The sequence below is a fragment of the Serinibacter arcticus genome, assembly GCF_004786095.1.
Classification (GTDB): domain Bacteria; phylum Actinomycetota; class Actinomycetes; order Actinomycetales; family Beutenbergiaceae; genus Litorihabitans; species Litorihabitans arcticus.
Genome location: NZ_RHPJ01000005.1, coordinates 131,555 through 154,625 on the forward strand (window position 1 = coordinate 131,555; position 23,071 = coordinate 154,625).

At 73.0% G+C, this 23,071-nt stretch carries 26 protein-coding genes; 16 read left to right on the forward strand and 10 right to left on the reverse strand.

The window, feature by feature from the left end; all coding sequences use genetic code 11:
- Positions 1-175: 175 nt before the first annotated feature.
- The 3 genes from SERN_RS14790 to SERN_RS14800 all read left to right on the forward strand — a co-directional run bounded on the left by SERN_RS14790 (position 176) and on the right by SERN_RS14800 (position 3,572).
- On the forward strand, positions 176-1,405 hold the full coding sequence (locus tag SERN_RS14790; RefSeq protein ID WP_199241635.1) for an arginine deiminase: 1,230 nt from the start codon (positions 176-178) through the stop codon (positions 1,403-1,405).
- A gap of 80 nt (positions 1,406-1,485) precedes the next feature.
- Positions 1,486-1,983, forward strand: a complete 498-nt coding sequence (locus tag SERN_RS14795; RefSeq protein WP_158292683.1) for a PH domain-containing protein — start codon at positions 1,486-1,488, stop codon at positions 1,981-1,983.
- Positions 1,980-3,572 (forward strand): PH domain-containing protein, encoded by a 1,593-nt coding sequence (locus SERN_RS14800; RefSeq protein ID WP_135850931.1) that lies wholly within the window; start codon positions 1,980-1,982, stop codon positions 3,570-3,572. Before SERN_RS14795 ends, SERN_RS14800 begins: the two co-directional genes overlap by 4 nt.
- Here SERN_RS14800 and SERN_RS14805 read toward each other — a convergent pair.
- Positions 3,508-4,068, reverse strand: coding sequence for a DUF3995 domain-containing protein (locus tag SERN_RS14805; RefSeq protein ID WP_233251732.1), 561 nt, complete (start codon positions 4,066-4,068; stop codon positions 3,508-3,510). The genes SERN_RS14800 and SERN_RS14805 overlap by 65 nt on opposite strands.
- An 89-nt stretch (positions 4,069-4,157) precedes the next feature.
- Between SERN_RS14805 and SERN_RS14810 the strand changes: the two genes are divergently transcribed.
- The 4 genes from SERN_RS14810 to SERN_RS14825 all read left to right on the forward strand — a co-directional run bounded on the left by SERN_RS14810 (position 4,158) and on the right by SERN_RS14825 (position 6,685).
- The gene (locus SERN_RS14810) at positions 4,158-4,652 is read left to right on the forward strand and encodes a mycothiol transferase (protein WP_135850932.1); all 495 of its coding nucleotides are present in this window, start codon (positions 4,158-4,160) and stop codon (positions 4,650-4,652) included.
- 65 nt (positions 4,653-4,717) lie between these two features.
- Positions 4,718-5,557, forward strand: coding sequence for an aminoglycoside phosphotransferase (locus SERN_RS14815; protein WP_135850933.1), 840 nt, complete (start codon positions 4,718-4,720; stop codon positions 5,555-5,557).
- A gap of 20 nt (positions 5,558-5,577) precedes the next feature.
- A complete protein-coding gene (locus tag SERN_RS14820) occupies positions 5,578-5,997 on the forward strand; it encodes a DoxX family protein (RefSeq protein WP_233251733.1) in 420 nt (139 codons plus the stop codon).
- A 76-nt stretch (positions 5,998-6,073) separates the two neighbouring features.
- On the forward strand, positions 6,074-6,685 hold the full coding sequence (locus tag SERN_RS14825; RefSeq protein WP_135850934.1) for an MOSC domain-containing protein: 612 nt from the start codon (positions 6,074-6,076) through the stop codon (positions 6,683-6,685).
- Here the strand turns inward: SERN_RS14825 and SERN_RS14830 are convergent.
- Positions 6,682-7,194, reverse strand: coding sequence for an AAA family ATPase (locus SERN_RS14830; protein ID WP_233251734.1), 513 nt, complete (start codon positions 7,192-7,194; stop codon positions 6,682-6,684). The genes SERN_RS14825 and SERN_RS14830 overlap by 4 nt on opposite strands.
- Positions 7,191-7,628, reverse strand: a complete 438-nt coding sequence (locus tag SERN_RS14835) for a pyridoxamine 5'-phosphate oxidase family protein (protein ID WP_135850935.1) — start codon at positions 7,626-7,628, stop codon at positions 7,191-7,193. Before SERN_RS14835 ends, SERN_RS14830 begins: the two co-directional genes overlap by 4 nt.
- 100 nt (positions 7,629-7,728) lie before the next feature.
- Between SERN_RS14835 and SERN_RS14840 the strand changes: the two genes are divergently transcribed.
- Entirely contained in the window at positions 7,729-8,067 is a 339-nt protein-coding gene (locus SERN_RS14840; RefSeq protein ID WP_135850936.1) for a YnfA family protein, read from the forward strand.
- Positions 8,068-8,131: 64 nt separating this feature from the next.
- Here the strand turns inward: SERN_RS14840 and SERN_RS14845 are convergent, their stop codons facing one another.
- The gene (locus SERN_RS14845) at positions 8,132-8,551 is read right to left on the reverse strand and encodes a PIN domain-containing protein (RefSeq protein WP_135850937.1); all 420 of its coding nucleotides are present in this window, start codon (positions 8,549-8,551) and stop codon (positions 8,132-8,134) included.
- A gap of 161 nt (positions 8,552-8,712) precedes the next feature.
- Between SERN_RS14845 and SERN_RS14850 the strand changes: the two genes are divergently transcribed.
- Positions 8,713-9,219 carry a mycothiol transferase gene (locus SERN_RS14850; protein ID WP_135850938.1) on the forward strand — a complete coding sequence of 169 codons (507 nt, stop codon included), beginning with the start codon at positions 8,713-8,715 and terminating at the stop codon, positions 9,217-9,219.
- A 26-nt stretch (positions 9,220-9,245) separates the two neighbouring features.
- Positions 9,246-10,178 (forward strand): hypothetical protein, encoded by a 933-nt coding sequence (locus tag SERN_RS14855; RefSeq protein ID WP_135850939.1) that lies wholly within the window; start codon positions 9,246-9,248, stop codon positions 10,176-10,178.
- Positions 10,179-10,193: 15 nt separating this feature from the next.
- Here the strand turns inward: SERN_RS14855 and SERN_RS14860 are convergent, their stop codons facing one another.
- Positions 10,194-11,096 (reverse strand): PhzF family phenazine biosynthesis protein, encoded by a 903-nt coding sequence (locus tag SERN_RS14860; protein WP_135850940.1) that lies wholly within the window; start codon positions 11,094-11,096, stop codon positions 10,194-10,196.
- Positions 11,097-11,300: 204 nt separating this feature from the next.
- On the opposite strand from SERN_RS14860, the gene SERN_RS14865 reads away from it, so the two are divergent.
- Positions 11,301-14,396, forward strand: coding sequence for a CocE/NonD family hydrolase (locus SERN_RS14865; RefSeq protein WP_135850941.1), 3,096 nt, complete (start codon positions 11,301-11,303; stop codon positions 14,394-14,396).
- On the opposite strand, the gene SERN_RS14870 is transcribed toward SERN_RS14865, so the two are convergent.
- Positions 14,363-14,728: a hypothetical protein gene (locus SERN_RS14870; protein ID WP_135850942.1), complete on the reverse strand. Its 366-nt coding sequence runs from the start codon at positions 14,726-14,728 to the stop codon at positions 14,363-14,365. The genes SERN_RS14865 and SERN_RS14870 overlap by 34 nt on opposite strands.
- A 23-nt stretch (positions 14,729-14,751) precedes the next feature.
- On the opposite strand from SERN_RS14870, the gene SERN_RS14875 reads away from it, so the two are divergent.
- Positions 14,752-15,015 carry an acylphosphatase gene (locus tag SERN_RS14875; RefSeq protein WP_135850943.1) on the forward strand — a complete coding sequence of 88 codons (264 nt, stop codon included), beginning with the start codon at positions 14,752-14,754 and terminating at the stop codon, positions 15,013-15,015.
- Positions 15,016-15,042: 27 nt separating this feature from the next.
- Here the strand turns inward: SERN_RS14875 and SERN_RS14880 are convergent, their stop codons facing one another.
- Together SERN_RS14880 and SERN_RS15920 are read right to left on the reverse strand one after the other, a co-directional pair.
- Positions 15,043-15,909 carry an alpha/beta hydrolase family protein gene (locus SERN_RS14880; protein WP_233251735.1) on the reverse strand — a complete coding sequence of 289 codons (867 nt, stop codon included), beginning with the start codon at positions 15,907-15,909 and terminating at the stop codon, positions 15,043-15,045.
- A gap of 342 nt (positions 15,910-16,251) precedes the next feature.
- On the reverse strand, positions 16,252-17,154 hold the full coding sequence (locus tag SERN_RS15920) for an ATP-grasp fold amidoligase family protein (protein WP_233251736.1): 903 nt from the start codon (positions 17,152-17,154) through the stop codon (positions 16,252-16,254).
- A gap of 278 nt (positions 17,155-17,432) precedes the next feature.
- On the opposite strand from SERN_RS15920, the gene SERN_RS15925 reads away from it, so the two are divergent.
- The 4 genes from SERN_RS15925 to SERN_RS14900 all read left to right on the forward strand — a co-directional run bounded on the left by SERN_RS15925 (position 17,433) and on the right by SERN_RS14900 (position 20,492).
- Positions 17,433-18,311, forward strand: a complete 879-nt coding sequence (locus tag SERN_RS15925) for a hypothetical protein (RefSeq protein ID WP_233251737.1) — start codon at positions 17,433-17,435, stop codon at positions 18,309-18,311.
- Entirely contained in the window at positions 18,311-18,733 is a 423-nt protein-coding gene (locus SERN_RS14890) for a phage holin family protein (protein WP_135850944.1), read from the forward strand. The genes SERN_RS15925 and SERN_RS14890 overlap by 1 nt, the downstream gene beginning before the upstream one ends.
- Positions 18,730-19,308 (forward strand): DUF3618 domain-containing protein, encoded by a 579-nt coding sequence (locus SERN_RS14895; protein ID WP_135850945.1) that lies wholly within the window; start codon positions 18,730-18,732, stop codon positions 19,306-19,308. Before SERN_RS14890 ends, SERN_RS14895 begins: the two co-directional genes overlap by 4 nt.
- A gap of 218 nt (positions 19,309-19,526) precedes the next feature.
- Positions 19,527-20,492: a manganese catalase family protein gene (locus SERN_RS14900; RefSeq protein WP_135850946.1), complete on the forward strand. Its 966-nt coding sequence runs from the start codon at positions 19,527-19,529 to the stop codon at positions 20,490-20,492.
- 132 nt (positions 20,493-20,624) lie between these two features.
- Here SERN_RS14900 and SERN_RS14905 read toward each other — a convergent pair whose 3' ends face one another.
- Together SERN_RS14905 and SERN_RS14910 are read right to left on the reverse strand one after the other, a co-directional pair.
- Positions 20,625-21,161: a hypothetical protein gene (locus SERN_RS14905; protein ID WP_135850947.1), complete on the reverse strand. Its 537-nt coding sequence runs from the start codon at positions 21,159-21,161 to the stop codon at positions 20,625-20,627.
- A gap of 157 nt (positions 21,162-21,318) precedes the next feature.
- Positions 21,319-22,428 carry a YihY/virulence factor BrkB family protein gene (locus SERN_RS14910; protein WP_135850948.1) on the reverse strand — a complete coding sequence of 370 codons (1,110 nt, stop codon included), beginning with the start codon at positions 22,426-22,428 and terminating at the stop codon, positions 21,319-21,321.
- Between the last annotated feature and the right edge of the window lie 643 nt (positions 22,429-23,071).

The window sequence follows — 23,071 nt, forward strand, 5'->3', positions numbered from 1 at the left end:
GCACTCCCTCGTGAGGTGAGCGACCACGTGCTCCGGCGCTCGGGACCTCCAGTCTCGCAAACATCCGACCGAGGTGCGGCGCCGGGACCGGACGGATCCGGACGAAACATCGGCGCACTACGGTGGCACCACGCCAGGTCCGGTCGTCGGGCCGTTCGCGTGGAGGGAGACGCTCGTGCTGGGAGTGCACTCGGAGGTCGGACGCCTCGCCCAGGTCGTGCTGCACGAGCCGGGCCTCGAGCTCTACCGGCTCACGCCGAGCAACGTGGACGGGCTGCTCTTCGACGACGTGATGTGGGTCGAGCGCGCGCAGGAGGAGCACCGCGGGTTCCAGCAGGCGCTGCGCGACCGCGGTGTCGCGGTCCACCTGTTCCGCGACCTCGTCACCACCGCGGTGGATCAGCCGGGCGCGCGCGACTTCGTGCAGACCGAGCTCGTCACCGCGCAGCAGTTCGGCGGCGGCCTGGAGCGCCACCTCAACGAGCTCGTCGGCGAGATGCCGGCGGCCGACCTCGCCGCGCTGCTCATCGGCGGACTCCTCAAGCGGGAGGCGGCCGAGCACCTCACGCGCGCCTCGAGCCTGCTGCTGTCGGTGATGGACGACGACGACTTCCTCCTCAGCCCGCTCCCCAACCACCTCTACCAGCGCGACAACAGCGCGTGGATCTACGGCGGTGTCGCGATCAACCCGATGGCGAAGCTCGCGCGCCAGCGCGAGGGTCTGAACTCGCGGCTCGTGCTGCACCACCACCCGCTGTTCGCGGACCAGGACTTCACCGTCTACCGCGGGGACGACTCCGCCCACCACGCCCCGGCGACCGTCGAGGGCGGCGACATCCTCGTCGTCGGGAACCGCACGATCCTCATCGGCCTCGGCGAGCGCACGGCACCGCAGGGGGTCGAGGCGCTGGCGCACGCGCTGTTCGCGAGCGACGCCGTCGACCGCATCATCGTGGTCGAGCTGCCGAACACCCGCGCGTTCATGCACCTGGACACCGCGATGACGATGATCGACGTCGACGCGTTCAGCGTCTACCCCTACCTCCCCACGACGCTGCGCTCCTACACGCTGGTCGCGCAGCGCGGCGGGGCGCCCGGCGACTTCACCGTCAGCGAGAACAGTGAGCTGTTCCCCGTGATCGCGGACGCGATCGGCGTCGAGCGCATCCGCGTGCTCCAGGCACCGACCGACACGTTCGAGGCCGCGCGCGAGCAGTGGGACGACGGCAACAACTTCCTGGCCGTCTCACCCGGCGTCGTGCTCGGGTACGAGCGGAACACCACCACCAACCGCTACCTCGCCGACCAGGGCATCGAGGTCGTGCCCCTGGTCGGCTCGGAGCTCGGGCGCGGGCGCGGCGGGCCGCGGTGCATGAGCTGCCCGATCGAGCGCGCGGCGGTCTAGCCGCCCCGGCTGAGGCGCCGGGCGCGACCGTCATCCCCGGGAGGGAGGAGCGCCCGCGCGCCGCGCGGCAGGATCGACCCGTGACCGATCCCCTGACCTCCCCTCCCGCGGTCGTGCCCGACGGCGATGACTGGGTTCCCGCCTCGACGCGCCTCGTGCGGGCGCGCATCGTGACCGCGCTGGTCGTGACGCCGCTGCCGATCGCGGCGGGGGCGGTGCTCGCCACGCTCGTCTCGCCGTGGTGGTGGTTCCTCGCGGCCCCGTTCGCGCTCGGCCTCGCCTCGACGCTGCTGCGCAGCCGTCGCTACGTCGCCGCCCTCGGCCACGTCGAGCGGGCGGAGGAGCTGGTGGTGCGCGAGGGGCTGTGGAGCCGCACGGCGACCGTCATCCCCTACGGGCGGCTGCAGTACGTCACCCTCACCGAGGGGCCCATCGACACGCGGTTCGGGCTGGCGAAGCTCGAGGTCCACACCGCGGCGAGCGGCTCGACCACCGTGCCGGGGCTGCCGGTCGCCGACGCCCGGGCACTGCGCTCGCGGTTGTCGCGGCGCACGCGCGGACGGGACGAGGGCCTGTGACGGCCCCGTCGCCGCGCGTCGACGACGAGGCGAGCGTCCCGGACGACGACGAGCACCTCCCCGACCCCGGTGACCCGCGCTGGCAGCGTCGCCCGCTGCGCTCCCTCGTCGTGCAGTGCGTGCGGACCCTGCTGACGAGCGGCGCGCTCGTGGCGTGGATCTGGCGCAACGAGATCGAGGGCTGGGTCCGGGGCGAGGAGCTCGAGGTGGGCTTCGCCGTCGTGGCCGGAGGCGTGGTGCTCGGCGTCGCGCTCCTGATCGTGATCGGCCACGCGGCCGGGTGGCACCGCTACCGGTTCGCGGTCACCGACCACGGCCTGCACGTCCGCAGCGGCGTCCTGAGCACCGTCGCCACCACCTATGCGCCCGAGCGGATCGACGGCGTCGAGATCCGCGAGCCTCTCCTGGAGCGGATCGCGGGACTTGCGACGCTCAAGGTCGAGGTCTCGGGCGGCGGCACGTCCGGCACCGAGATCCCCGGACTGCCCCTCGAGGCGGCGCGCGCGTGGCGCTCCCGGCTGCTCGAGCACCGTCACGAGGTCGTCGCGAAGCGGGTCGCCGCGGGGGTCGCGACGGCGGGCACCTCACCCGGGGCCGACGGGGACGACGGCGACGACGGCGACGGCGACGGCGACGGCGTCAGCAACGGTGCCGGTGCCGACGCCGCCGCGGCGCCCCCCGAGGACCGGGGCCGGCTCGTCCTCGCCCTCGGCCCGGACCGCGCGCGCCGCTACACGCTGCGGTCGGTGCAGCCGTGGCTCGCCGCCGCCGCGTGCCTCGTCTTCTTCGTCCTCGCCGTCCTGGACGCGATCCAGGGCGGTGTCGCGGCGGCCATCGGCCTCGTGATCGCGGCGGGCGCCGCGGGCGTGGGTGCGGTGCGCAGCGCGATCGAGCGGTGGCGGCGGGTGGCGACCTGGGAGGTGCACGACGCGGGCGGCGACCTCGCCGTGAGTCGCGGCAGGTTGAACCGCCGTCGCACGACCGTCAGGGCGGGCCGCGTCTCGGCGATCGACCTCTCGCAGGGCCCGATCGATCGCCGCTCGGGGTGGTGGACCCTGACGGTGTCGGTCACGGCGCTCGGGTCGTCCACGGGCGAGGACGGCGCCGGCACGGTCGCCGTCGCCGCGTCGGTCGACGAGGTCGTCCCGCTCGTCGCCACCCTGATGTCGGGCCTGGACGAGGCGATGCTGACCGAGGTGCGGACGGCCCTGCGGGCGGCGAGACCGCCGTCGACCTGGATCGGGTCGCAGCGCTACGGGCGCCTGCTCGCCCCGATCTCGTGGGAGAGCCACGGGCTGCTCGTGGACGCCTCCCACGTCCTGTCGCGGACGGGACGCTGGACGCGGTCGGTGCGGGTGATCGACCGCGCGCGCATCCAGACGACGGCGCTCGAGCAGGATCCTCGCGATCGCCGGCACGGCGGCGCCAACCTGACCGTCCACCTGCCGCCGGGCCCGGTGGCCCGCACCGTCTGGCCGTACCTGGAGCTCGAGCGGGCGACGGCGCTGCGCGACGAGCTCGTCCTCAGCCGGCCGCGGGGCGACGCGCGCCGGGCCGAGGGCGGGGCTCGGCCCGGGCCGGTCGCGTGAGCCACAGCCCGACGGCGAGCGCCGCACCCCACGCGAGGAACAGCGGGTCCCACAGCCACGCGTGACCGATCACGGCGGGGCGGTCGATCGGGCCGCCGACCTCGATCACGCCGGCGAGCACGAGGTTGCTCACGACCGTGTTCGCCCCGCCCCACACGACGAGCACCCCGGAGCCGAGCCAGGAGAGCGCGCGGAGCAGCCGGCGCCACCGGGCACGGGAGTCGGTGCCGGTGCGGGCGCCGGTGCCGGCCACGAGGGCGAGCGGGGCGAGGGCCGCGACGACCTTCACGAGCACGACCGGCGCGAGGAGCCAGAGCCGACCGTCGAACGTCGTCAGGACCTGTTCGCCCAGGGTCTCGAGCAACCAGGTCCCGCCCAGCATCCAGAAGGCGCTGAACCCGGCGTGCACCAGGCCGAGCACCGCGGCCGTGACGACGGCGGCCCGCGCCGGCCCCGACGTCGGGGCCGCGCGCATCGACGGGGTACCGGTGCTCATGCCTCCCACCCTGCCGGTGTTGGCGGCACCAAACATCGGGGACCTCCCTGGCTCCCACCCCGAACCTCGCGCGGTGCCAGACTGCGGGCATGGCCGTCGATCCGCTCCGCACGCTGCTGCACGGCGAGCGGGCGCAGCTCGCCGCGCGGCTCGACACGCACCGCGAGGGGTTGCGCGCGAGCCTCGACGGCCTGTCCGAGATCGAGGCGCGGCACCAGTTCGTGCCGTCCGCGACGACGCTGCTCGGGATCCTCGCGCACGTCACCTACGGCGAGCAGATCTGGTCCGTCGAGGCCGTGCTCGGGACACCGCGTCGCGAGCTCGGGCTGCCGCCGACCGCGGCGGACCCGTTCGACGTGCCGGAGTCCCTGACGATCGCCACGGCGCTCGGGGCGCACGCGGCCGCCGTCGAGCGATCCGACGAGATCCTCGCGCGGCGCGGGCTCGACGACGTCGTCACCGGCCACCGCCTCGGGCCCCTGACCGTGCGGTGGATCATGCTCCACCTCGTCAGCGAGATGGCCCAGCACCACGGGCACGCCGACATCCTGCGCGAGCAGGTGCTCGCGCTCCGCAGGCGCTGAGCGCGGCCGACCCTCACGCGAGGCGAACCTGGGCCTCACCCGCCCGCCGTCGGTAGGGTCGAACGGTGGCACCTCCTCCCCCTCACGTGCTGGACCTCTTCGCGGTCCCCGACCTCCTGACCTCGCTCCCCGGCGGTCAGGGTGGCAGCGTGCTCGCGGGCGATCTGGTGCTGAGCCCCGGCCGCGACGCCGCCGTCCAGCGGTGGCTCAGCCCGGTGCTGGCCCGGTTCGCGTACGAGCTGGACATGTCCCCGAGCCGCCGCGGCTTCCGCGTGGCGATGCCCGTCCCGGCGCGCGACGGCGAGTGGGTCGTCGACGGCTGGGCCGCGAGCCGGTACGAGTCGGGCACGACGGCGTGCCACGACCTCGACGTCATCCTCGCCGCCGGCCGGCTGCTCCACGCGCGGTTCGCCTCGCTCGTCCCGCACCGCCCCGACGTGCTCGACACCCGCACCGACCGCTGGGCCCGCGCCGAGCGCCAGGCGTTCGGCGACGTCCCGCTGGCCGCCGACGCGCTCGACATCCCGCTCGTGGAGCGCGTCGTGGCCGAGCTCGCCGAGGCCGGGCTGACGCTGGCCGACCGCGAGGGCCCGGCGGACCTCGGCCGCGACCAGCTCGTGCACGCCGACCTCGCCGGCAACGTGCTGCTGGACGCGGCGGGCGCGGCCGTCGTCATCGACGTCGCGCCCTCCTGGCGCCCGCAGCGCTGGGCCGAGGCCGTGTGCGTGCTCGACGCCGTGATGTGGCACGGCGCGCCGCCGGCCGCGCTGGCGGACTGGCGCCTCGGCGTCGACCGCGTGGCGATGCTCCGCGCCCTGCTGTTCCGGCTGCTCTCGGACATCCCGCTCCGGCCCCGGCCGTACGAGACGGTGCTCGACACGATCTCGCGCGGGGTGCGGGCGTGAGCGGTGTCGGCGGGATTTCCGTGACGCACGTCGCCCGGGCGGTCGGACAGGTGGCGATGGGCGGCGTCATGCTCGCCGCCGGGACGGCGCACCTCACCCGGACCCGCGGGTACCGGGTCGCCGTCCCCGCGTGGTTCCCCGGCGACCCCGACCGCGTGATCGTGGCCTCCGGCGTGGTGGAGATCGCGCTCGGTGCGGCGCTGGCGGCGACCTGGCGGCAGCCGGCGCGCGCCTGGGTCGGCCTGGGGACCGCGGCGTTCCTCGTCGCGGTCTGGCCGGGCAACGTCTCGCAGTACCTCGAGCAGCGCGACGCCGGCGCGATGCTCGACTCCGACGCCAAGCGCCTGGTCCGGCTGCCGCTCCAGGTCCCGCTCATCGCGTGGGCGCTGGCGGCCGGGGACGTGCAGCGCGTGCTGGGGCCGCGCCTCCTGCCTCGATGACGCCGTCGTCGAGCGCCTCGCGCCACGTCGGTCGGCGTGCGCGACGACGCGTCCGGCCACTCGTTACGATGCCCGCATGCCGCACCTCCTCGCCGTCTGCCGCGTGCACCAGCTCGTCCCCGACACCGGCTCGATCGGCATCAGCGGGATCGACAAGCGCCCCGTCGACGGGCCCGTGCGCGTCGGCCCGTACGGCCTGCGCGCCGACGTCCAGGCGGACCGCAAGCACCACGGCGGGCTCGACAAGGCGCTGTACGCCTACGCGCAGGAGGACGCCGACCACTGGGCGCAGCAGCTCGGTGACGACATCCCGCCCGGCGCCTTCGGCGAGAACCTCCGCACCGTCGGGATCGATGTCAACGACGCCCGGATCGGCGAGATCTGGCGGATCGGCACCGACGTCGAGGTCCAGGTGACGATGCCGCGGACGCCGTGCGGCACGTTCGCGCGCCGGCTGGCGGGCCTGCTCGACGGCGTGGAGGAGCGCGGCTGGGTGCGCCGGTTCTCCGACGAGCGGCGCCTCGGTCCCTACCTGCGCGTCCTCACGAACGGACGCATCGCCGCGGGCGACGAGATCACCGTGCTCGAGCGCCCCGACGGGCCGAGCATCATCGACGTCTACCGCGCACCGCGGGCGGCCGCGGCGCGCCGCGTCGTGCCGAGCCTCGCTCCCGTTCCGGCCGACTAGCCGCCGGGGCCCGGTGCCGCGTCTGACTCGGGCTCGGGCTCGGCGTCCAGGACGACGAGCGGTCCCTCGTCCGCCGTCGGCACCTCGAACCCGGTGACGAACCGCCGCAGCGTCGCCTCGCTGATCACCACGTCGTCGGGTCCGGACCCCGTGCGCGCGGTCACGCGCGCGAGCAGCGTGGGCCACGGCACACGCAGGTACCAGGTCGTGGGGACGACGCCGACGGGTGCGAGCAGCTCCCGGTAGGCCGTGCGCAGCGCACGCTGCCAGAACGAGGTGTCCACGACGACGTCGCGCCCCTCGCCCACCAGACCCACCAGCCGCTCCTGCACGGCCGCGTGCACGTCGTCCTGCGCGCCGTCCGGCAGCGGGTAGCCGAGGTAGCCGCGCCGCGCGGCCTCCTCGTCCCAGCCCAGGCGCACCCAGCCCTCGGCCTCGAGCCGGCGCGCCGTCGTCGACTTGCCCGACCCCGCGGGGCCGCACAGCAGGATCACCCGGGATGCGCTCACCACGCCGAGACGTGCTCCGGCTCGACCTCGATCAGGGTGGAGAACACCGCGGCGACGTCGTCCAGCGGCGAACCGTAGGCCTCGAGCGCCTCGGCGTACTTGGTCTCGTACCTCTCGCGCACGCTGGTCAGCCACTGCGCGGTCGACCGCTCGGCGATGCGCGCCGGACCGCGCAGGATGACGAAGTCGTCCCCGAAGGATCCGCCCGCCTGCAGGTGCACGACGACGGTCGGGTGCCGCCGCACGTGCGCGACCTTCGCCGCGTCGGGCTTCGTCAGGATCGCGACGCGACCCTCGTGCCACAGGAACCAGACAGGGACGGCGCGAGGCTCACCCTCGGCCGTGGTCGTGACGATCCACGCGATGAGGTCCTGCTCCAGCATGCGCAGGGCCTTGGCGTGCACCGGGTCGTGGGGGTCGAGCAGCGCGCTCACGGTGGCCTCCGGTCGCTGTGGGCAGGGTCGGTCGGTGGCTGCACGCTACGCCCCACCTCCGACACCGAGGTCCGACAGCGATGTCCGACACGATGGGGCCATGACCGTGCTGCGATCCCTCGTCCTGTTCGCCGCCGCCGCGCTCGCCGAGATCGGCGGCGCCTGGCTCGTGTGGCAGGGCGTGCGCGAGCACCGGGGGTGGATCTGGATCGGCGCGGGCGTCATCGCGCTCGGGCTCTACGGGTTCGTCGCGACGCTGCAGCCCGACGCCAACTTCGGCCGGATCCTCGCGGCCTACGGCGGGGTCTTCGTGGCCGGCTCGCTCGCGTGGGGCATGCTCGTGGACGGCTTCCGCCCCGACCGGTGGGACGTCGCGGGCGCACTCCTGTGCCTGACCGGCGTCGCGGTCATCATGTACGGGCCGCGACCCGAGGTCTGAGCACGAGGGCTGAACACGAGGGTTGAGCACGCGGGGCCTCACCGACCCCTGCCTGGCTCCGCCCTCAGACCTCCGCGGCCGCCCCGTCGCCTCGGACGAGGTCGGCCCACGTCCCGAGCACGATCACGCCGTCCGCACCCGCACGGAGCACCGGATCGTCGGTGACGAGCACGTCGGACTGCAGCTGGGCGACGGCGAGGTACTCGGCCGGGCCCGTCTCCTCCCAGCCGAGGCGGGTGGCGAGCCGCCACGCCGTCGCGCGCGAGACGCGATCGCCCAGCAGGCGAATCTTCAGGCCGGCGAGGCCCTCGAGCGCGGCACGGCCGTCGGCGTCGGACAGCTCCCCGGCGCGGACCGCGCGGTAGAGCGTGGCCAGCGCGTCCGAGCGCAGCACGGCGGGCCCGACCAGCCGGTGCTCCGGTGGCACGGCGACGCCGTCGCGCACCAGCCGGAGGGCGACCTCGGCGTCGATGGCGATTCTCATGGCGCCACCGTAGCCAGGGGGTGCGAAACGGGCCGCCCGACGGGTGCGGCCCGTCGCCCCTCCGCACGGGGTGACCGACCGGGGTGGTCATAACCGAACCGGCGTGCGTACGGTCGGAGTCAGCCCCGACCGTCCGTTCGACCACAGAGAGGTCCGCCACCGTGAAGAGCACCGATGTCCTGGCCGACGCGTTCGCCCGCATCCCCGACCTGCTGCGCCACGCGCTGGAGGATGCCGACCACGGCGTCCTGACCCGGCGCCTCGACCCCGCCGCCAACACGCTCGCGTGGCTCGCGTGGCACACCGGACGCGAGCAGGACGCGCAGCTCGCCGCCCTCGCGGGCACCCCGCAGGTGTGGGTGAGCGACGGGTGGGCGCAGCGCGCCGCCCTCACGCTGCCCGACGACGACATGGGCTACGGCCACTCGGCCGAGCAGGTGGCGCAGGTGGACGCGCCCGCCGACGTGCTGCTCGGGTACGCCGACGCCGTCGAGACGGCAGCCCAGACCTACCTCGCGCGCCTGACCGACGACGACCTGGACGCCGTCGTCGACGCCGACTGGGACCCGCCCGTCACCCTCGGTGCGCGCCTGGTCAGCGTGGTCGGCGACGCGCTGGAGCACGCCGGCCAGGCAGCGTTCCTGCGCGGCCTCCTCGACCGGTCGTAGCGGCCGTGGGCCGAGGTGGCGTCGCGATGCTCGCCGTCGTCGTCGCCGCCGGACTCGCGGCGTGCACCCCTGACGCCGGCCCGACGACGGGGCCCCCGACCACCACACCGGTCGCCTCCGAGGCACCCGCCACGCTCGACCCCGCCGCCTCCGCCCTCGCCGACGACCTCGCCGTCGAGATCGTCCAGACCCGGCTCGACTGGGGACGCCGCGTGCTCTCGCTCGTCGTCTCGGCCCCGGACGACGCCGGTAGCGAGGCCGGCGCGAACGCCGAGCTCACGGTCGTCGCCGCGGCTCTCGACTCCCCCGGTTGGGACGGCACGCGGGCCACGGACCCCGATCGAACCGTCACCGTCGGCCCGGGCCGCACCCGGTCGATGTTCGTCACGCTCGGGGACGCACGCTGCGACCCGCGGCCCGACGGCGCGACCTCCCCCGGCGGCGTCGCACGCCTCACCCTCGCACCGGGCGTCGAGCGCGACGTCACGGTGACCGACCCCTACGGCCACCTCGCCCGGGCGTGGGGCGAGGACTGCGCCCGCCTGGGCGCGGAGGCCGCCGTCGCCCTCACGATCGGCCCCGACGTCGTCGCGGGCACGCGCGACGGCGTCGCCACCGGCACGGTCTCCCTCACCGTCACCCCGCTCGAGCGACCGGCGCAGCCCGTCGTGGTCACCGGCGTCCGCGGAAGCCAGCTCCTCGCCCCGCTCGGCGGTGCGGTCGGCTGGAGCGACCCCGCGCTCGCTGCCCCGGCGCCCGCCGGCTCGACCGTCGCGCTGCCGTTCACCGCGGTGCGGTGCGACCGGCACGCCATCGCGGAGGACAAGCGCGGCACCTACCTGGGCATCGAGACGTCGCGCGACGGCGTCGCGCAACCCCTCTTCCACGTCCGGCTCCCCGAGGCGACCCGCAGCAACCTGCTGCTCTGGTACGCCGACGCGTGCGGCTGGGAGGGGTGAACGGACCGTTGCGCGCTACGCCGTCGTGATCTCGCCGCGGATGGCGACGACGGCGGCCCCGCCCACCCACACCGCGCCGGCCTCGCCGGTCGTGATCATCACGCGCCCGTCGCGGCCGACCGCCCGCCCCTGGGCCGCGACGTACGGCGCCTCGACGCGACCGGACCCGAGCAGCCACTGCGCCACCGAGGCGTTCAGGCTCCCGGTGACGGGATCCTCGAGCATCGGCCCGCTGCCGTCGGAGAAGAACCCGCGGACCTCGACGCGCGGCCCGCTCTCGGCCTCCGCCGCTGCGCCGTCCTCCCTGTACAACCCGACGACGCCGATCGACCACGCGCCCGGTCGCCGCGACGCGTCCGGTCGCACCGCCAGCACCGCCTCGACGTCGGGCAGCAGGACGCCGATCCAGCCCGGCCCGTTGTCGATCCAGCGCGCCTCGACGACGTCCTCGGCGCCGAGGCCGAGGACCGCCAGCACGTCGTCGAGCTCGGCGTCGGACAGCGGGCCCGAGCGCCGCAGCGCGGGCGCCTCGAACGCGAGCTCGTCAGCGCCGCCGACCTCACCGCCGTCGCCGACCTCGCGCACCGTCACGAGCCCGACGCCGCACTCCTGAACGATTCGCCCGGGCACGGCGGGCACGCCCCCGGCGTCGAGCCACGCCCGCGCCGTACCGAGCGTGGGGTGGCCGGCGAACGGCAGCTCGGTGGCGGCCGCGAAGATCCGCACGCGGTAGTCCGCGCCGGGCTGCGTCGGCGGCAGCAGGAACGTGCACTCCGAGAGGTTGGTCCACGTGGAGATCCGCGCCATCTCCTCGTCGCCGAGGCCCTGCGCGTCGTGCACGACGGCGAGCGGGTTGCCCGAGAACGGGCCGGTGCCGAAGACGTCGACCTGACGGAAGGGACGGGGTGGGGTGGCCATGGCCGCGAGCGTAACGACCGGCCGTACCCACGACGTCGGCGAGATCGTTCACATCAGAACCGTGCAACATCGGCGCGACCGCCACGCAACGCTCGGGTTACGTCAGCCAGCGATGCAAGCCCCTACGTTCCACTCACGTAAAACGTTGGAGCGGGACCCTGCGAGCGGTCGCGGGGTGACCGGCGCCACGGTAGGAACGGGATCGTGCCATCCCCTGAGAACCCCTTGCGTCCACCTGTCAGCACGCGGCGTCGTCGCCGCTCGATCCTCGCCGCGCTGCTCGCGGCCACCGTCCTGCCCATCGCCGCGATCCCCGCGACCGCCGCGCCCGAGACCCTCGCCGACGTCACGGATCTCGCCTCCGGCCTGACCGCCGAGGCCACCACCGCCGTCGAGCGCGAGGCCTTTCCCACCGCCGAGACGCCCGAGGGCGTCAGCATCGTCGGCGGCGTGACGGCGCCCCGCTACGACTACGGCACGGCCGTGCGTGAGCGTGTCTTCATCCCGGTCGAGGGTGTGGACCAGGACGGCGACGGCGTCACGGACGTCACCGCGATCGACATCATCCGTCCGGCCGCGACCGAGACCGGCCTCATGTCACCGGCCATCATCGACACCTCGCCGTACTACACGACGCTGGGCCGCGGCAACGAGTCCGAGAGGCTCAACAGCAACCTGGGCGGCGTCGTCACCGACCTGAACCCGCTGTACTACGACAACTACTTCGTGCCCCGCGGCTACACCGTGATCCACGCGCAGATGAACGGCACCGGGTTCTCGAACGGCTGCCCGCTGCACGGTGGCGCGGGCGACATCGAGAGCCTCAAGGTCGTCGTCGACTGGCTGAACGGTCGGGTGCCGGGCTTCGACGCCGACGGCGCCCCCGTCGACGCGACGTGGCACAACGGCAAGTCGGCCATGTTCGGCAAGTCCTACGACGGCACGCTCGCCAACGGCGTGGCCGCGACGGGCGTCGAAGGCCTGGAGACGATCGTCCCGATCGACGCGATCACGCAGTGGTACCGCTACTCGCGCACCAACGGCATCCGTCACAACACGCACTACCCGCAGTCGCTGTCCAACACCGTCACCAACCCCGAGCGTCGTGAGCTGTGCGCCCCCACGCGCGCGATCATGAACGAGGTCGACGGCGACACCGACGGTGACGTCAACGACTTCTGGCAGGAGCGCAACTACCAGCTCGACGCCGACAACGTCACGGCCGCCGTCTTCGCGATCCAGGGTCTGAACGACGACAACGTCCGCATGAGCCAGTTCAACGAGTGGTGGGACGCGCTGGCCGCGAACGACGTGCCGCGCAAGGTGTGGCTGCCGCGCCAGGGTCACATCGACCCGTTCGACTTCCGCCGCACGGTCTGGGTCGACACCATCCACCGCTGGTACGACCACTGGCTGATGGGGATCGACAACGGGATCATGGACGAGCCAGAGTCGACGGTCGAGCAGGGCGTCGAGGAGTACGTGGACGAGGCCTCCTGGCCCGCCCCGGGCACGCAGGACGTCGCCGTGCACCTGACGGGCACCACGCCCGGCGCCGCGGGCGACCTCGCGCTCCAGCCCACCACGGGCGAGGGTGCGACCGAGACGCTGACGTTCACCAACCCCGCGAACTCCATCAACGAGAACAACCTCATCAGCGCGCCCGAGGGTCAGCAGGCCAACCGCCTCGCGTTCCTGTCCGAGCCGCTCGAGAACGAGCTGCGCATCTCCGGCACGCCGCGCATCGAGCTCGACGCGTCGCTGTCCACCGACCAGGCCAACCTCGGCGCGGTCCTCGTGGACTACGGCACGGCCGAGCGCGTCTCCCGCTCGGGCGACGGTTCGCGCAACACCACGGTCCGCACCTGCTGGGGCGCCGGCAACGCGACCGACACCGGCTGCTACCTCGAGAAGGAGCGCGTGCTTGCGACGGCCGACTTCTGGCGCCTCTCGCGCGGTGCGCTCGACTCCTCCAACCGCACCTCGCTCATGTCCGGCAAGGCCACCCCGGTCGTCCCCGGCACCGAGTACGGCTTCGACTTCGACATGGAGCCCTACGACTACGTCTTCCCCGCGGGCCACCGCATCGGCGTCGTCCTGACCACGAACCTCCAGGGCTTCAACCTCGGCGGCACCGTGAACGCGACCGTCTCGCTCGATGCCGCGACCTCCACCATCGTGCTGCCGATCGTCGGCGGGACCGGTGCGGCCGTCGCCTCCGGTGGTCTCGGCGACGCCGCAGGCGTCACGCTCGACTTCGACCTCCTGGGCGAGGGCACCACCGCCGTCGAGCCGCAGGTCCTGGCCTACGGCGCGACGCCGACCGAGCCGGCCGAGCCGGTCGACGGCGAGCTCGTCTTCGCCGGCTGGTTCGCCGACGAGGCGCTCACCGTGCCGTTCGACTTCACCGCGGCGCTGACCACCGACACCACCGCCTACGCGCGCTGGATCACGGTCATCGAGGCGGCCGTGAGCCTCGACGTCACGGTGTCGGCCACGACGGCGCTGGTCGGCGAGTCCGTCGACGTCACCGTCACGGCGACCGATGCCGACGGCGACCTCCTGGGCGACGTCACCTCTCTGGTGACGTTCAGCTCCACCAGCCCCGGCGTGACCTTCTCCGGTGCGTCCGCGACGCTCGGGGCGGTGGGCGACGCCGTCGTGACCGCCACGCTCAGCGACGCGACCGGCACCGCGACGGTCGAGGTGCTGCCGATCCCGTTCGTCGACGTGCCGCTCGGCACGCTGTTCTTCGACGAGATCCGCTGGCTCAGCGACGCCGGCATCTCCACCGGGTGGCCGACGGCCGACGGCGAGCGCGAGTTCCGTCCGTTCAACCCGGTCGCACGCGACGCGATGGCGGCGTTCCTCTACCGCCTCGCCGAGCCGGTGGACTACACGCCGCCCGCCACGTCACCGTTCGTCGACGTCCCGGTGGGCTCGCAGTTCTACACCGAGATCGCCTGGCTCGCCGACGAGGGCATCTCCACCGGGTGGGTGCGGGCCGACGGCACGCGCGAGTTCCGCCCGCTGGACTCCATCAACCGCGACGCGATGGCGGCGTTCCTCTACCGCCTCGCCGAGGTGGAGCCGGGGACGGCGCCGACCACGACGCCGTTCACGGACGTGCCGTCGGACTCGCAGTTCGCCACCGAGATCGCCTGGGTGGCTTCGGTGGGCATCTCCACCGGCTGGCAGGGCAACGACGGCACCGCGGTGTTCCGCCCGGTGACGCCGATCGCGCGTGACGCGATCGCGGCGTTCCTCTACCGGTTCGACTCGCTGGAGCTGCTCGGCTGACGGCCGACCCGCTCGAGCACGACCAGCACCACCAGCACCGTCGCGGTCCCGTCCGGCCCCACGGCCGGGCGGGGCCGCGCCGCGTCTCCCCCCGTGATGGGCCGGCCCGAGGAGGTGACAGACGCGTCAACGCCGTGGACGTGGCCACGACGGCCGCCGCCACCGTCGTCCTCGTCCTCCTCGTGACGCGTGCCCGACGGCGACCTGGGCGAGATGGTGTCCGCAGCGGCGCAGATCGTCCCGCTCGTGCTGCCCGGTTCGGCGCGCGGGGTGATGCTGGCACCGTCGACCGCCGTCACGGTGGTCCTGGTGCGCGGGGTCGGCTCACGCACCGGAGTACGAACGAGGAGGCCCCATGAGGGTGAACGTGCTGGTCAGCGGTCAGGTGCAGGGTGTCGGCTTCCGGTGGAGCACGTGCCGCGCGGCGCGGGAGCTCGGCGTCGCCGGCTGGGTGCGCAACCTGCCCGACGGCCGGGTCGAGGCCGAGGTCGAGGGCGACCGCGACGCCGTCGACCGCGCGGTCGCGTGGCTGGAGCACGGGCCGTCGACGGCGGCGGTCACCGGGACGCACGTGAGCGAGGTGCCCGCGACCGGCGAGAGCGGGTTCGACCAGCGCTAGATCGGTCGCCGCGTGCTCCCGGCCGGCTCAGACCAGCGCGTCCAGCACCTCGAGCGTCTGCGCCCACACCTCGCTCGACGGGTCGATCACCACGAAGTGGTCGCCGTCGACCTCGAGGAGCTCGACGTCGGCGCCGGCCGCCGTCGCGAGCCTCACGTAGTCGCTGGACTGGCTCGGCGGGACGATCGTGTCGCTGCGCCCGTGGATGCATCGGACGGGGACGTCGAGCGGCAGCTGCGCCGTCGGGTCGGCCAGCACGTCGCGATCGTCGGACCCCTCGCCCAGGAGCGAGCGCGCCGCGCCACCGCCGAGGTCGTCCGCGAGGGCGGCCGCGATGTCGAGCACCCCGGCCTGGGAGACGGCGGCGGTCACGGGGACGGCGGGATCGGCCCAGTCCGAGCCGGTCAGGCTGCCGCGTCCCGCCGCCCAGACGGCGAGGTGCCCGCCCGCGGAGTGGCCGAGCGTCACGACCGTGCCGAGGTCGAGGCCCTCGACGTCGGCGAGCGCGTCGATCCCGGCGGCGACGTCGTCGAACGTGGCCGGGTAGCCGCCGCCGTTGCCGACGCGCCGGTACTCCAGGTTCCAGGCCGTCCAGCCGTTCGCCGCGAGTGAGGCGGCCAACGGCCGACCGAGCGAGGCGTCGTACTGGGCCTGCCAGAAGCCGCCGTGGATCACGACGACGACGCCCTTCGACCCCCCGGCCGGTCGCGTCAGCTCGGCGTACTGGGAGGGGTCGTCGCCGTAGGGGATCGTGGTCATCTCGAGCTCGCTCTCGGGGTCGGCCGGGTCTGCGGGGGCGTTCGACGGCGGCGCGCACGCCGCCAGCCCGGCGACGCCGAGCACCCCGAGGGTCCCGGCGGCCGTCAGGAGGGTGAGTGCGGTGCGTCGATCCACGACCCCAGCAAACCCGACACCGGGCCGCCGCGCCACGGCTGGGTGGGTCTCGCGGTGAGCGCCGACGCGGCGAGCGCCTTCGCTGTGCACGACTGGCTGGTCAGGAGCGCTCGCTGTGGCCGGGCGGCCGGCACCGGGCACCCGAGACGACCGCTCGTGCATATCGAACGGTCGTCGGAGGGGGACCGTCCGCTCGTGCTCACGAGTGGTCGCTTCCGCGACGCCGGAGCGACCGTTCGCGCGCACCAACGCCGACGGTGCGGCAGCCGGAGCGGCGCCACTCGAGGCTGCCGGCCACACTGGCGAAGCAGAGGTCGGTGACCACCGCAGGCCGCCGCCCGCTCACCGGTAGCGTCGTGGCACCTCCCAGTGGCCGCCGAACTCCGCGTCGAACGACGGCGGGTCGAACGGGCTTCGACCGCCCGCCGGGTAGCTGGTGAGCTCGCCGAACACGATGCGGCCGGGCAGCAGGTAGAGGTCGACGCGCACGAAGTCCGTCCCCTCCCCGAGCCGCTCCGCGATCGCGATCATCTCCGCCAGCCGGTCGGGCGCCTCGTGCGGCGGATCGGCCCACGGCAGTCCCCCGCGCAGGGGGAGGTGACGCCACTGCGGGTCGTGGAAGTCGTGCGTGCGCACGCCGAACCGACCGGCGTCGACCTGGATGTAACGGCACACGCCGTGGAAGACCCAGAGCTTGTAGTCGTCGGGGATCCCGCCGTCGGGCCCGGCGAGCGCCTCCTCGACGATGATGCGCGGCGGTATCCGGCTGTAGGCCCACTCCTCGTTCGGGCCGCGGCCGTAGAGCTTCGTCGTCCAGCCGGCGGCGATGTCCCGCAGCACGCGGCGGTCGACGACGTCCGGTCGCACGTGCGCGTACACCCACCCCCACGCGGGTCGCGGGAGCGCGGCGTCGGGCTGCGCCGCGGGCGACACGACGATCGCCGCCCCGCTGCCGTGGGTCGGCTTCACCACGTACGACGACGGCAGCTCGAGATCGAGCAGCACGTCCGGGTCGTCCACGACGGCGTAGGCGTGCGGCAGCAGGTCGGCGTGGCCGCGTGCGGCGACGTGGTCGCGGACCGCGCCCTTGTCCGCGAACGTCACGACGAGCTGCCGGTGGTCGCGGAGCATCTTGTAGCGGACCTTCTCGGTGAACAGCTGCGGGTCGCGGGTGCGCCAGAGACGGACGAGCCGGACGAGACGGGAGCGGCCGCGCCAGCGGGCGCGGGGAACGGGGCGGGGCACGACCCCAGTTTCCCCAACCCGCCTCACGGAGGCATGGGGCCGGGAAGCGCACTCGGCGCATCGGACCGGTGACGACCTCGCAGCGGGATGAGATTCGCCGTTCGTGACATGGCCTGTGACGCGGAGCACACTGACAAGGCACTGGCTCAAGACCGTGGCCAGCCCTCGGACGGACGTCCACAGGTGGACGTCCGTTCCTCTTCTGAGATGACGCGCCCGCGTGCACCGCCGGTGAGATGCCGGTGCCGCTGGGCTGTCCCAACCAGCGAGGAGACACCATGAGCAGTCCGTACGGCACGCCCCCTCCCATCCACGGCAACATCCCGCCGGAGCCTTCGCCTCTCGTTCCCGCGGCACCGACCGCCCCACCCACCGAGCCTTCCCCGCCGTCCTTCCCTCCGGCCACCACGCCGAGGCCGCCCGACGACATCCGTACCGGTTCCGGCAGCGACTCAGGTTCCAGCGAGAAGGTCGAGGAGGCCAAGGCCAAGGCCGGTGAGGTCGCCGGCACGGCGAAGGACCAGGCGGCCGGGGTCGCTCAGGACGCCAAGGCGTCGGCCTCCGAGGTCGCAGGAACAGCGAAGGACGAGGCCGCGAAGGTTGCCTCGAGCGCCAAGGATCAGGCCTCCTCCCTCCTGCACGAGGCCACGCAGAACCTCCGGACGCAGACGACGACCGGCAAGGAGCAGGCCGCCGTGGGACTGAGGGGCGTCTCGAGCGAGCTGTCGTCCCTCGCCGAGGGAAGCCAGGACCAGGGCCCCGTCGCGGATCTGGCCCGTCAAGCCTCCCAGCGTCTGGGCGGTGCAGCCGGTTGGCTCGAGGACCGAGACCTGGATGCTGTCCTGTCGGACGTCCAGGACTTCGCCCGCCGACGGCCGTTCGCCTTCCTCGCCATCTCCGTCGGCGCCGGTGTCGCGGTCGGGCGACTGACACGGGCCCTGAAGGACTCCCCCTCCAGCACCTCGGGTCGGTCCTCGACGGCTTCCGGCACGACCTCCGACGAGCCCGATCAGGGCGGCGACCCGACTCCGGCATCGACCGGGCGCCACACGGCTGCCGACCTCTCCCCGTCGGGGTCGGTCCCGCCGTCAGGCACGACGCCGGCGCCCCAGGACCCGTGGGGCGCACCGGGCGCCATCTCTCCGGAGCGTCCGTGATGGTCGACGCCCAAGGGCCGAATCCAGGCGGCGGGAACCTCTCACCCGAGGACTCCCTCGGCACCATCGTCGGCAAGCTGACGGGGGACCTCTCCCAGCTGGTCCGCCAGGAGATCGCCCTGGCCAAGGCCGAGGTCACCCAGGACGCCAAGCACGCGGGCAAGGGTGCCGGGATGCTCGCGGGAGCGGGCGTGGCGGGCCACTTCGTCCTGCTCTTCCTCTCGATCGCCGGATGGTGGGCCCTGGGCTACCTCATCGGCAACGCGTGGTCGGCCCTGGTCATCGCCCTGGTCTGGGCGATCGTCGGCGCCGTCCTGTACACGAGCGGCCGCAAGGAGCTCAAGCGGGCCCCGGGTCTGCCGCGGACCACCGACTCAGTCAGCAAGATCCCCGCCGCTCTCAAGGGACAGGAGACGTCATGACCACGAACGACCCCGACCAGATACGTGCCGACATCGACCGCACGCGCGAGCAGGTGGCCGCAGACGTGGACGTGCTGGGCGAGAAGGTGAGCCCGAGCGCCATCGCCGCGCGTCAGGGCGAGAAGCTGCGCGGCATCGCCACGGACGCCAAGGACGCGATCTTCGGATCCGCCTCCGACGCCCAGGACCGGGCAGGCTCGGCCGCCTCCTCCGTCAAGGACACCCTCGGTCAGGCCCCGGGCTCGGCGAAGGCGAAGGTCCAGGGCAACGCTCTGGCCGTGGGCGTCATCGGCTTCGGCGCCGGTCTCCTGCTGTCGGCGCTCATCCCCGCGAGTCGCAAGGAGCAGGACCTGGCTGCCCAGCTCCAGGACAGCGACCAGTTCGCGCAGGTGAAGGAGCAGGCCTCCGCCGTCGCGCACGACCTCGTGAACTCCGCCAAGGAGTCGGCCCAGAAGGTGGCCGAGACGGCCAAGGAGGGCGCCGCCGTCGTCAAGGACGAAGGCGCGTCCGCCGCTCAGGACGTCAAGGCCAGCGCCCAGGACTCGGCCGACACCACCAAGAGCTCCCTCTCCTAGGAGAGCGAGCGCCTCGGCTTCGCACCCCCGCCAGGTGCGAAGCCGAGGCACGGCCCGAAGCGAGTCCTCGAGGTCGACGGAGACCGTGAAGGCCGGCGAGAACGTCGCGCACGCCTTCGAGAATCGATCGAGACGTGTCTTCGGTGGCGCTGACCGCCAGCACTCCCCGGTCCGCGCCACCGTCTCAGAAGAGGCTCACTCACCACTGAGAGGTTCACATGTATCTGCACGTGCAACGACTGATCAACGAGATCGTTCCCGACGAGCCCGACCCGGCTGCGGCCAACGCCCTCCAGGAGGGGCTCGGCGGACAGTTCGGCGAGATGCGCACGATGATGCAGTACCTGTTCCAGAGCATGAACTTCCGCGGCTCGGCAGGGAAGCCGTACCGCGATCTCCTCCAGGGGATCGGCACCGAGGAGATCAGCCACGTCGAGCTCATCGGCACGACGATCTCGCGACTGCTGGACGGCTCGCCGCGCTACAACGGCAAGAAGACCGACCCGCTCGACACCCCGGGCGCCGGCGGCGACATCCCGCTCGCGCTCGCGCTCGACCAGGGCAACATCCATCACTACCTCGTGGCGGCCCAGGGAGCGCTCCCGGTCGACTCCGCGGGCAACCCGTGGAGCGGCAGCTACGTCTACAACTCCGGCAACCTCGTGCTCGACCTGCTCTACAACCTCATGCTCGAGTCGACCGGACGCCTGCAGAAGTGCCGCATCTACGAGATGACCGACAACAAGACCGCCCGCTCGACGATCTCCTACCTGATCGTGCGCGACCAGGCGCACGAGAACGCCTACGCCAAGGCCCTGGAGACCCTCGGGGTCGACTGGGGCAAGCTCCTGCCCATCCCGAAGACCAACGCGGAGAAGTTCCCCGAGGTCAAGAAGCTGGTGGACCGCGGCCTGCAGAGCAAGCAGTACACGTTCGACCTGACCGGGGCCTCCGAGGCCGGCAAGATCTTCCGCGGCATGTCCCCGTCCAAGGACGGCACCGAGCTCGACGCCTCCGAGCAGGCACCCGCCGGTGTGCCGATCACGATCGCGGACGAGCGGTTCGAGGAGTTCGCTCCCGGACTCGACCCCGAGCTCCTCGCCCTCATCCAGGCCACGGCCGACATCGAGATGGCCGAGGTGCAGCCCGTCTACGCCCCAGTGGCACCCTCCGACAAGGGCTGATCTCCGGACTCCCTGCAACGTCGGTTCTCCCGCCCGACCTCACCGGTCGAGCGGGAGCACCGACGTTCTCGACGTCGCGGGCAATCGTGGTCTCCCGGCGGCGACCATCGTGCCGGCGCGCCGGACAGGCGCTCAGCGTCGGAAGGCCTTGGCCGTCTCGATCGCGTGGGCTCGGGCCAGGAGCTTGGCCTGCTCCTGCGACTGGGTCGCCAGGCGAGCGAACGGCTCCGAGGGAAGTCCGAGGTCGCCGGCGTAGTGCTCCAGGACCTCCCAGCCCGCACCCTTGCCGTTCACGGCTGCGCGCACGAGGTCCAGCTCGAGGACGGGCGTCATCGGGGAGGTCCTGACCAGACGGCCGTTGGGCTTGAGGGACCCCACCCGCTCCCCCACCCACGCCAGCGCCCGCTTGACCGGTCGCTTGCCGAAGCCGAGAGCCTCGACGACGTCGCTCATGGTGAGGTACTCGCGTTCCACCTGCTCCGCTATCAGAGCGAGATCCGAGCCGTAGGGCTTCATGACGTAGCGCTTGGCCATGTCCGCGACACGCGTGCGGCCCCCGGTCGCGCCGGTGAGGTGATCACCCAGGTAGAGGCTGAGGAGATCGCCGTCGACGTTCGGTCCGACCTTTGCTGCTGCGAGCTCGGCAGCACTGAGGTACGAGGTGGTCATCGCTTCTCCGTCTTCTGTCGGGGTTCGTCGAGCTCCTGCGAAGGTGGCTCTCGTGCTTCCTGACCCGTCAGTCTAGGGAAGTCCGGCGGTGAGAAGAATGGCGAGGTGGCGGCCGGTGGACGGCCGAGCAGCGTCTCGCCTGGGGCCGTTCTCCTTCTCAGTCGTGGTTACTCGTGGGTGAGGTGTCGTGGGTGCTGTCGCCGTCGGTCTCGGTCTCGCCACCGTGCGCGAGTCGGAGCGCCCGGCCGCGCGCGACGTCCTTCTCGGCCTTGGCCGCACGCTTCTCGGCGGCGCGGGTGTCCCGCGCGGGCAGCTGGAGGTCGCGCTCGGCCGCGATACCGGCCTGCAGCTGTCGAGCGCGCTCGAGCTCGGCGTCGAGCTCGGCGCCGAACAGCAGCGCGATGTTGGTGATCCACAGCCACAGCAGGAAGATCACGACGCCGGCGAGCGATCCATAGGTGGCGTCGTAGCTGGAGAAGTTCGCGACGTAGAAGCCGAACCCCACCGAGGCGATGACCCAGACACCGATCGCCACGAGCGCACCGACACTGACCCAGCGCACCTTGGGCTGACGGACGTTCGGCGTCGCGTGGTAGAGCAGCGCGACCGCCAGGACCACGAGAGCGAGCACGACCGGCCACTTGGCGATGCTCCAGACGGTGACCGCGACATCGCTGAGACCGATCAGGTCCCCGACGGAGCGGGCCAGGCCGCCGGACAGCACCAGGGCAACCACGACAACGGCGGCGATGAGGACCAGCGCCAGGGTGACGAGGAGAAGAACGGGCCGCAGCTTCCAGATCGGACGACCTTCGTCGATCTCGTAGATGCGGTTCATGCCCCGGGAGAACGCGGCCACATAGCCCGAGGCTGACCACAGGGCGGTGGCGAGACCAACGATCAGGGCGAACCCGGCCGCGGGAGTCTGCGTGAGCGTCTCGACGATGGGCGTGATGGTGGTGAGCGTGTCCGCCGGCACGACGCCCCCCAGGGCGTCGGTCACCCCGGCAACCATCTCCTCCGAGTCGCCCACCAGGCTCAGGATGGAGACGAGAGCCAGGATGGCGGGAGCCAGGGCGAGGACGGCGTAGTACGTCAGCGCAGCCGCGAGGTCGGTGCACTGGTCCTCGCTGAACTCACGGACCGTGGTGCGCAGCACGTGCTTCCACGACCGCTTGGTGAGGTCGTCGGGAGAATCGGGCTTGCGCGGATCATCGGGGTCCGGGGCGCTCGTGGTGGTGGAACGAGAATCCGATGTCTTGGCCATTCTTCCAGGGTCCTACGCGCCCAGGGGAATACCTAGGACCGGTCAAGAATGATCCGGCCGCCATGCTCCCGCCCTGGTTCTTGCGTCCCGGCAGCCATCCGGCGATGGTGGAGGAGTTCACGTCAGTGGTTGACCTCGGAAGGGGTGGGCTCGATGCGCGCCATCGTTGATGGAGAACGGCCGATCGTGAAGAGGAACCAGCCGCTGGGCGCTGCCGTCGCCGCCCCTCTCGCCCACGGGGCGGGCGTGACGTTCGCAGGGGTGTTCGGGCTTGTCCGGCGCCTTCGGCCCCGACTGCTCCACCCTCGCGGCGTGGTCCTGTCCGGCACCTTGACGCTTCAGAACGCCTCCGCGCCGGGCGTGCGGGATCTCGGTGGGGTCGGCGAGCGGAAGGTCCGCGTTCGGGTGTCACGCGCCGCCGGCCTCCCCCGGTGGCTTCCGGACAACCAGGGCATGGCGATCACGTGGGACGCCGCGGGGCGGCGGCACGATCTGCTCCTCGCGAGCTCGGGACTGGGACGACTCGGCCGGTTCGCCCTCGTTCCTCGCTGGCGTCCGGTCACAGGACCGCTCAGCACGCTGATGCCGTTCGTCGGCAGCGACGGCCGACGGGTCGTCGTGGCCGTCGTTCCCACCAGTCCTT

What these genes read in the sequence shown, in the direction of transcription:
- SERN_RS14805 (WP_233251732.1), bottom strand. Translation starts at nt 4,068, where the DNA reads ATGAGCACCGGTACCCCGTCGATGCGCGCGGCCCCGACGTCGGGGCCG.
- SERN_RS14910 (WP_135850948.1), bottom strand. Translation starts at nt 22,428, where the DNA reads ATGGCCAAGACATCGGATTCTCGTTCCACCACCACGAGCGCCCCGGAC.
- SERN_RS14825 (WP_135850934.1), top strand. Translation starts at nt 6,074, where the DNA reads ATGCCGCACCTCCTCGCCGTCTGCCGCGTGCACCAGCTCGTCCCCGAC.
- SERN_RS14875 (WP_135850943.1), top strand. Translation starts at nt 14,752, where the DNA reads ATGAGGGTGAACGTGCTGGTCAGCGGTCAGGTGCAGGGTGTCGGCTTC.
- SERN_RS14900 (WP_135850946.1), top strand. Translation starts at nt 19,527, where the DNA reads ATGTATCTGCACGTGCAACGACTGATCAACGAGATCGTTCCCGACGAG.
- SERN_RS14860 (WP_135850940.1), bottom strand. Translation starts at nt 11,096, where the DNA reads ATGGCCACCCCACCCCGTCCCTTCCGTCAGGTCGACGTCTTCGGCACC.
- SERN_RS14855 (WP_135850939.1), top strand. Translation starts at nt 9,246, where the DNA reads ATGCTCGCCGTCGTCGTCGCCGCCGGACTCGCGGCGTGCACCCCTGAC.
- SERN_RS14810 (WP_135850932.1), top strand. Translation starts at nt 4,158, where the DNA reads ATGGCCGTCGATCCGCTCCGCACGCTGCTGCACGGCGAGCGGGCGCAG.
- SERN_RS14895 (WP_135850945.1), top strand. Translation starts at nt 18,730, where the DNA reads ATGACCACGAACGACCCCGACCAGATACGTGCCGACATCGACCGCACG.
- SERN_RS15925 (WP_233251737.1), top strand. Translation starts at nt 17,433, where the DNA reads ATGAGCAGTCCGTACGGCACGCCCCCTCCCATCCACGGCAACATCCCG.
- SERN_RS14905 (WP_135850947.1), bottom strand. Translation starts at nt 21,161, where the DNA reads ATGACCACCTCGTACCTCAGTGCTGCCGAGCTCGCAGCAGCAAAGGTC.
- SERN_RS14845 (WP_135850937.1), bottom strand. Translation starts at nt 8,551, where the DNA reads ATGAGAATCGCCATCGACGCCGAGGTCGCCCTCCGGCTGGTGCGCGAC.
- SERN_RS14840 (WP_135850936.1), top strand. Translation starts at nt 7,729, where the DNA reads ATGACCGTGCTGCGATCCCTCGTCCTGTTCGCCGCCGCCGCGCTCGCC.
- SERN_RS14890 (WP_135850944.1), top strand. Translation starts at nt 18,311, where the DNA reads ATGGTCGACGCCCAAGGGCCGAATCCAGGCGGCGGGAACCTCTCACCC.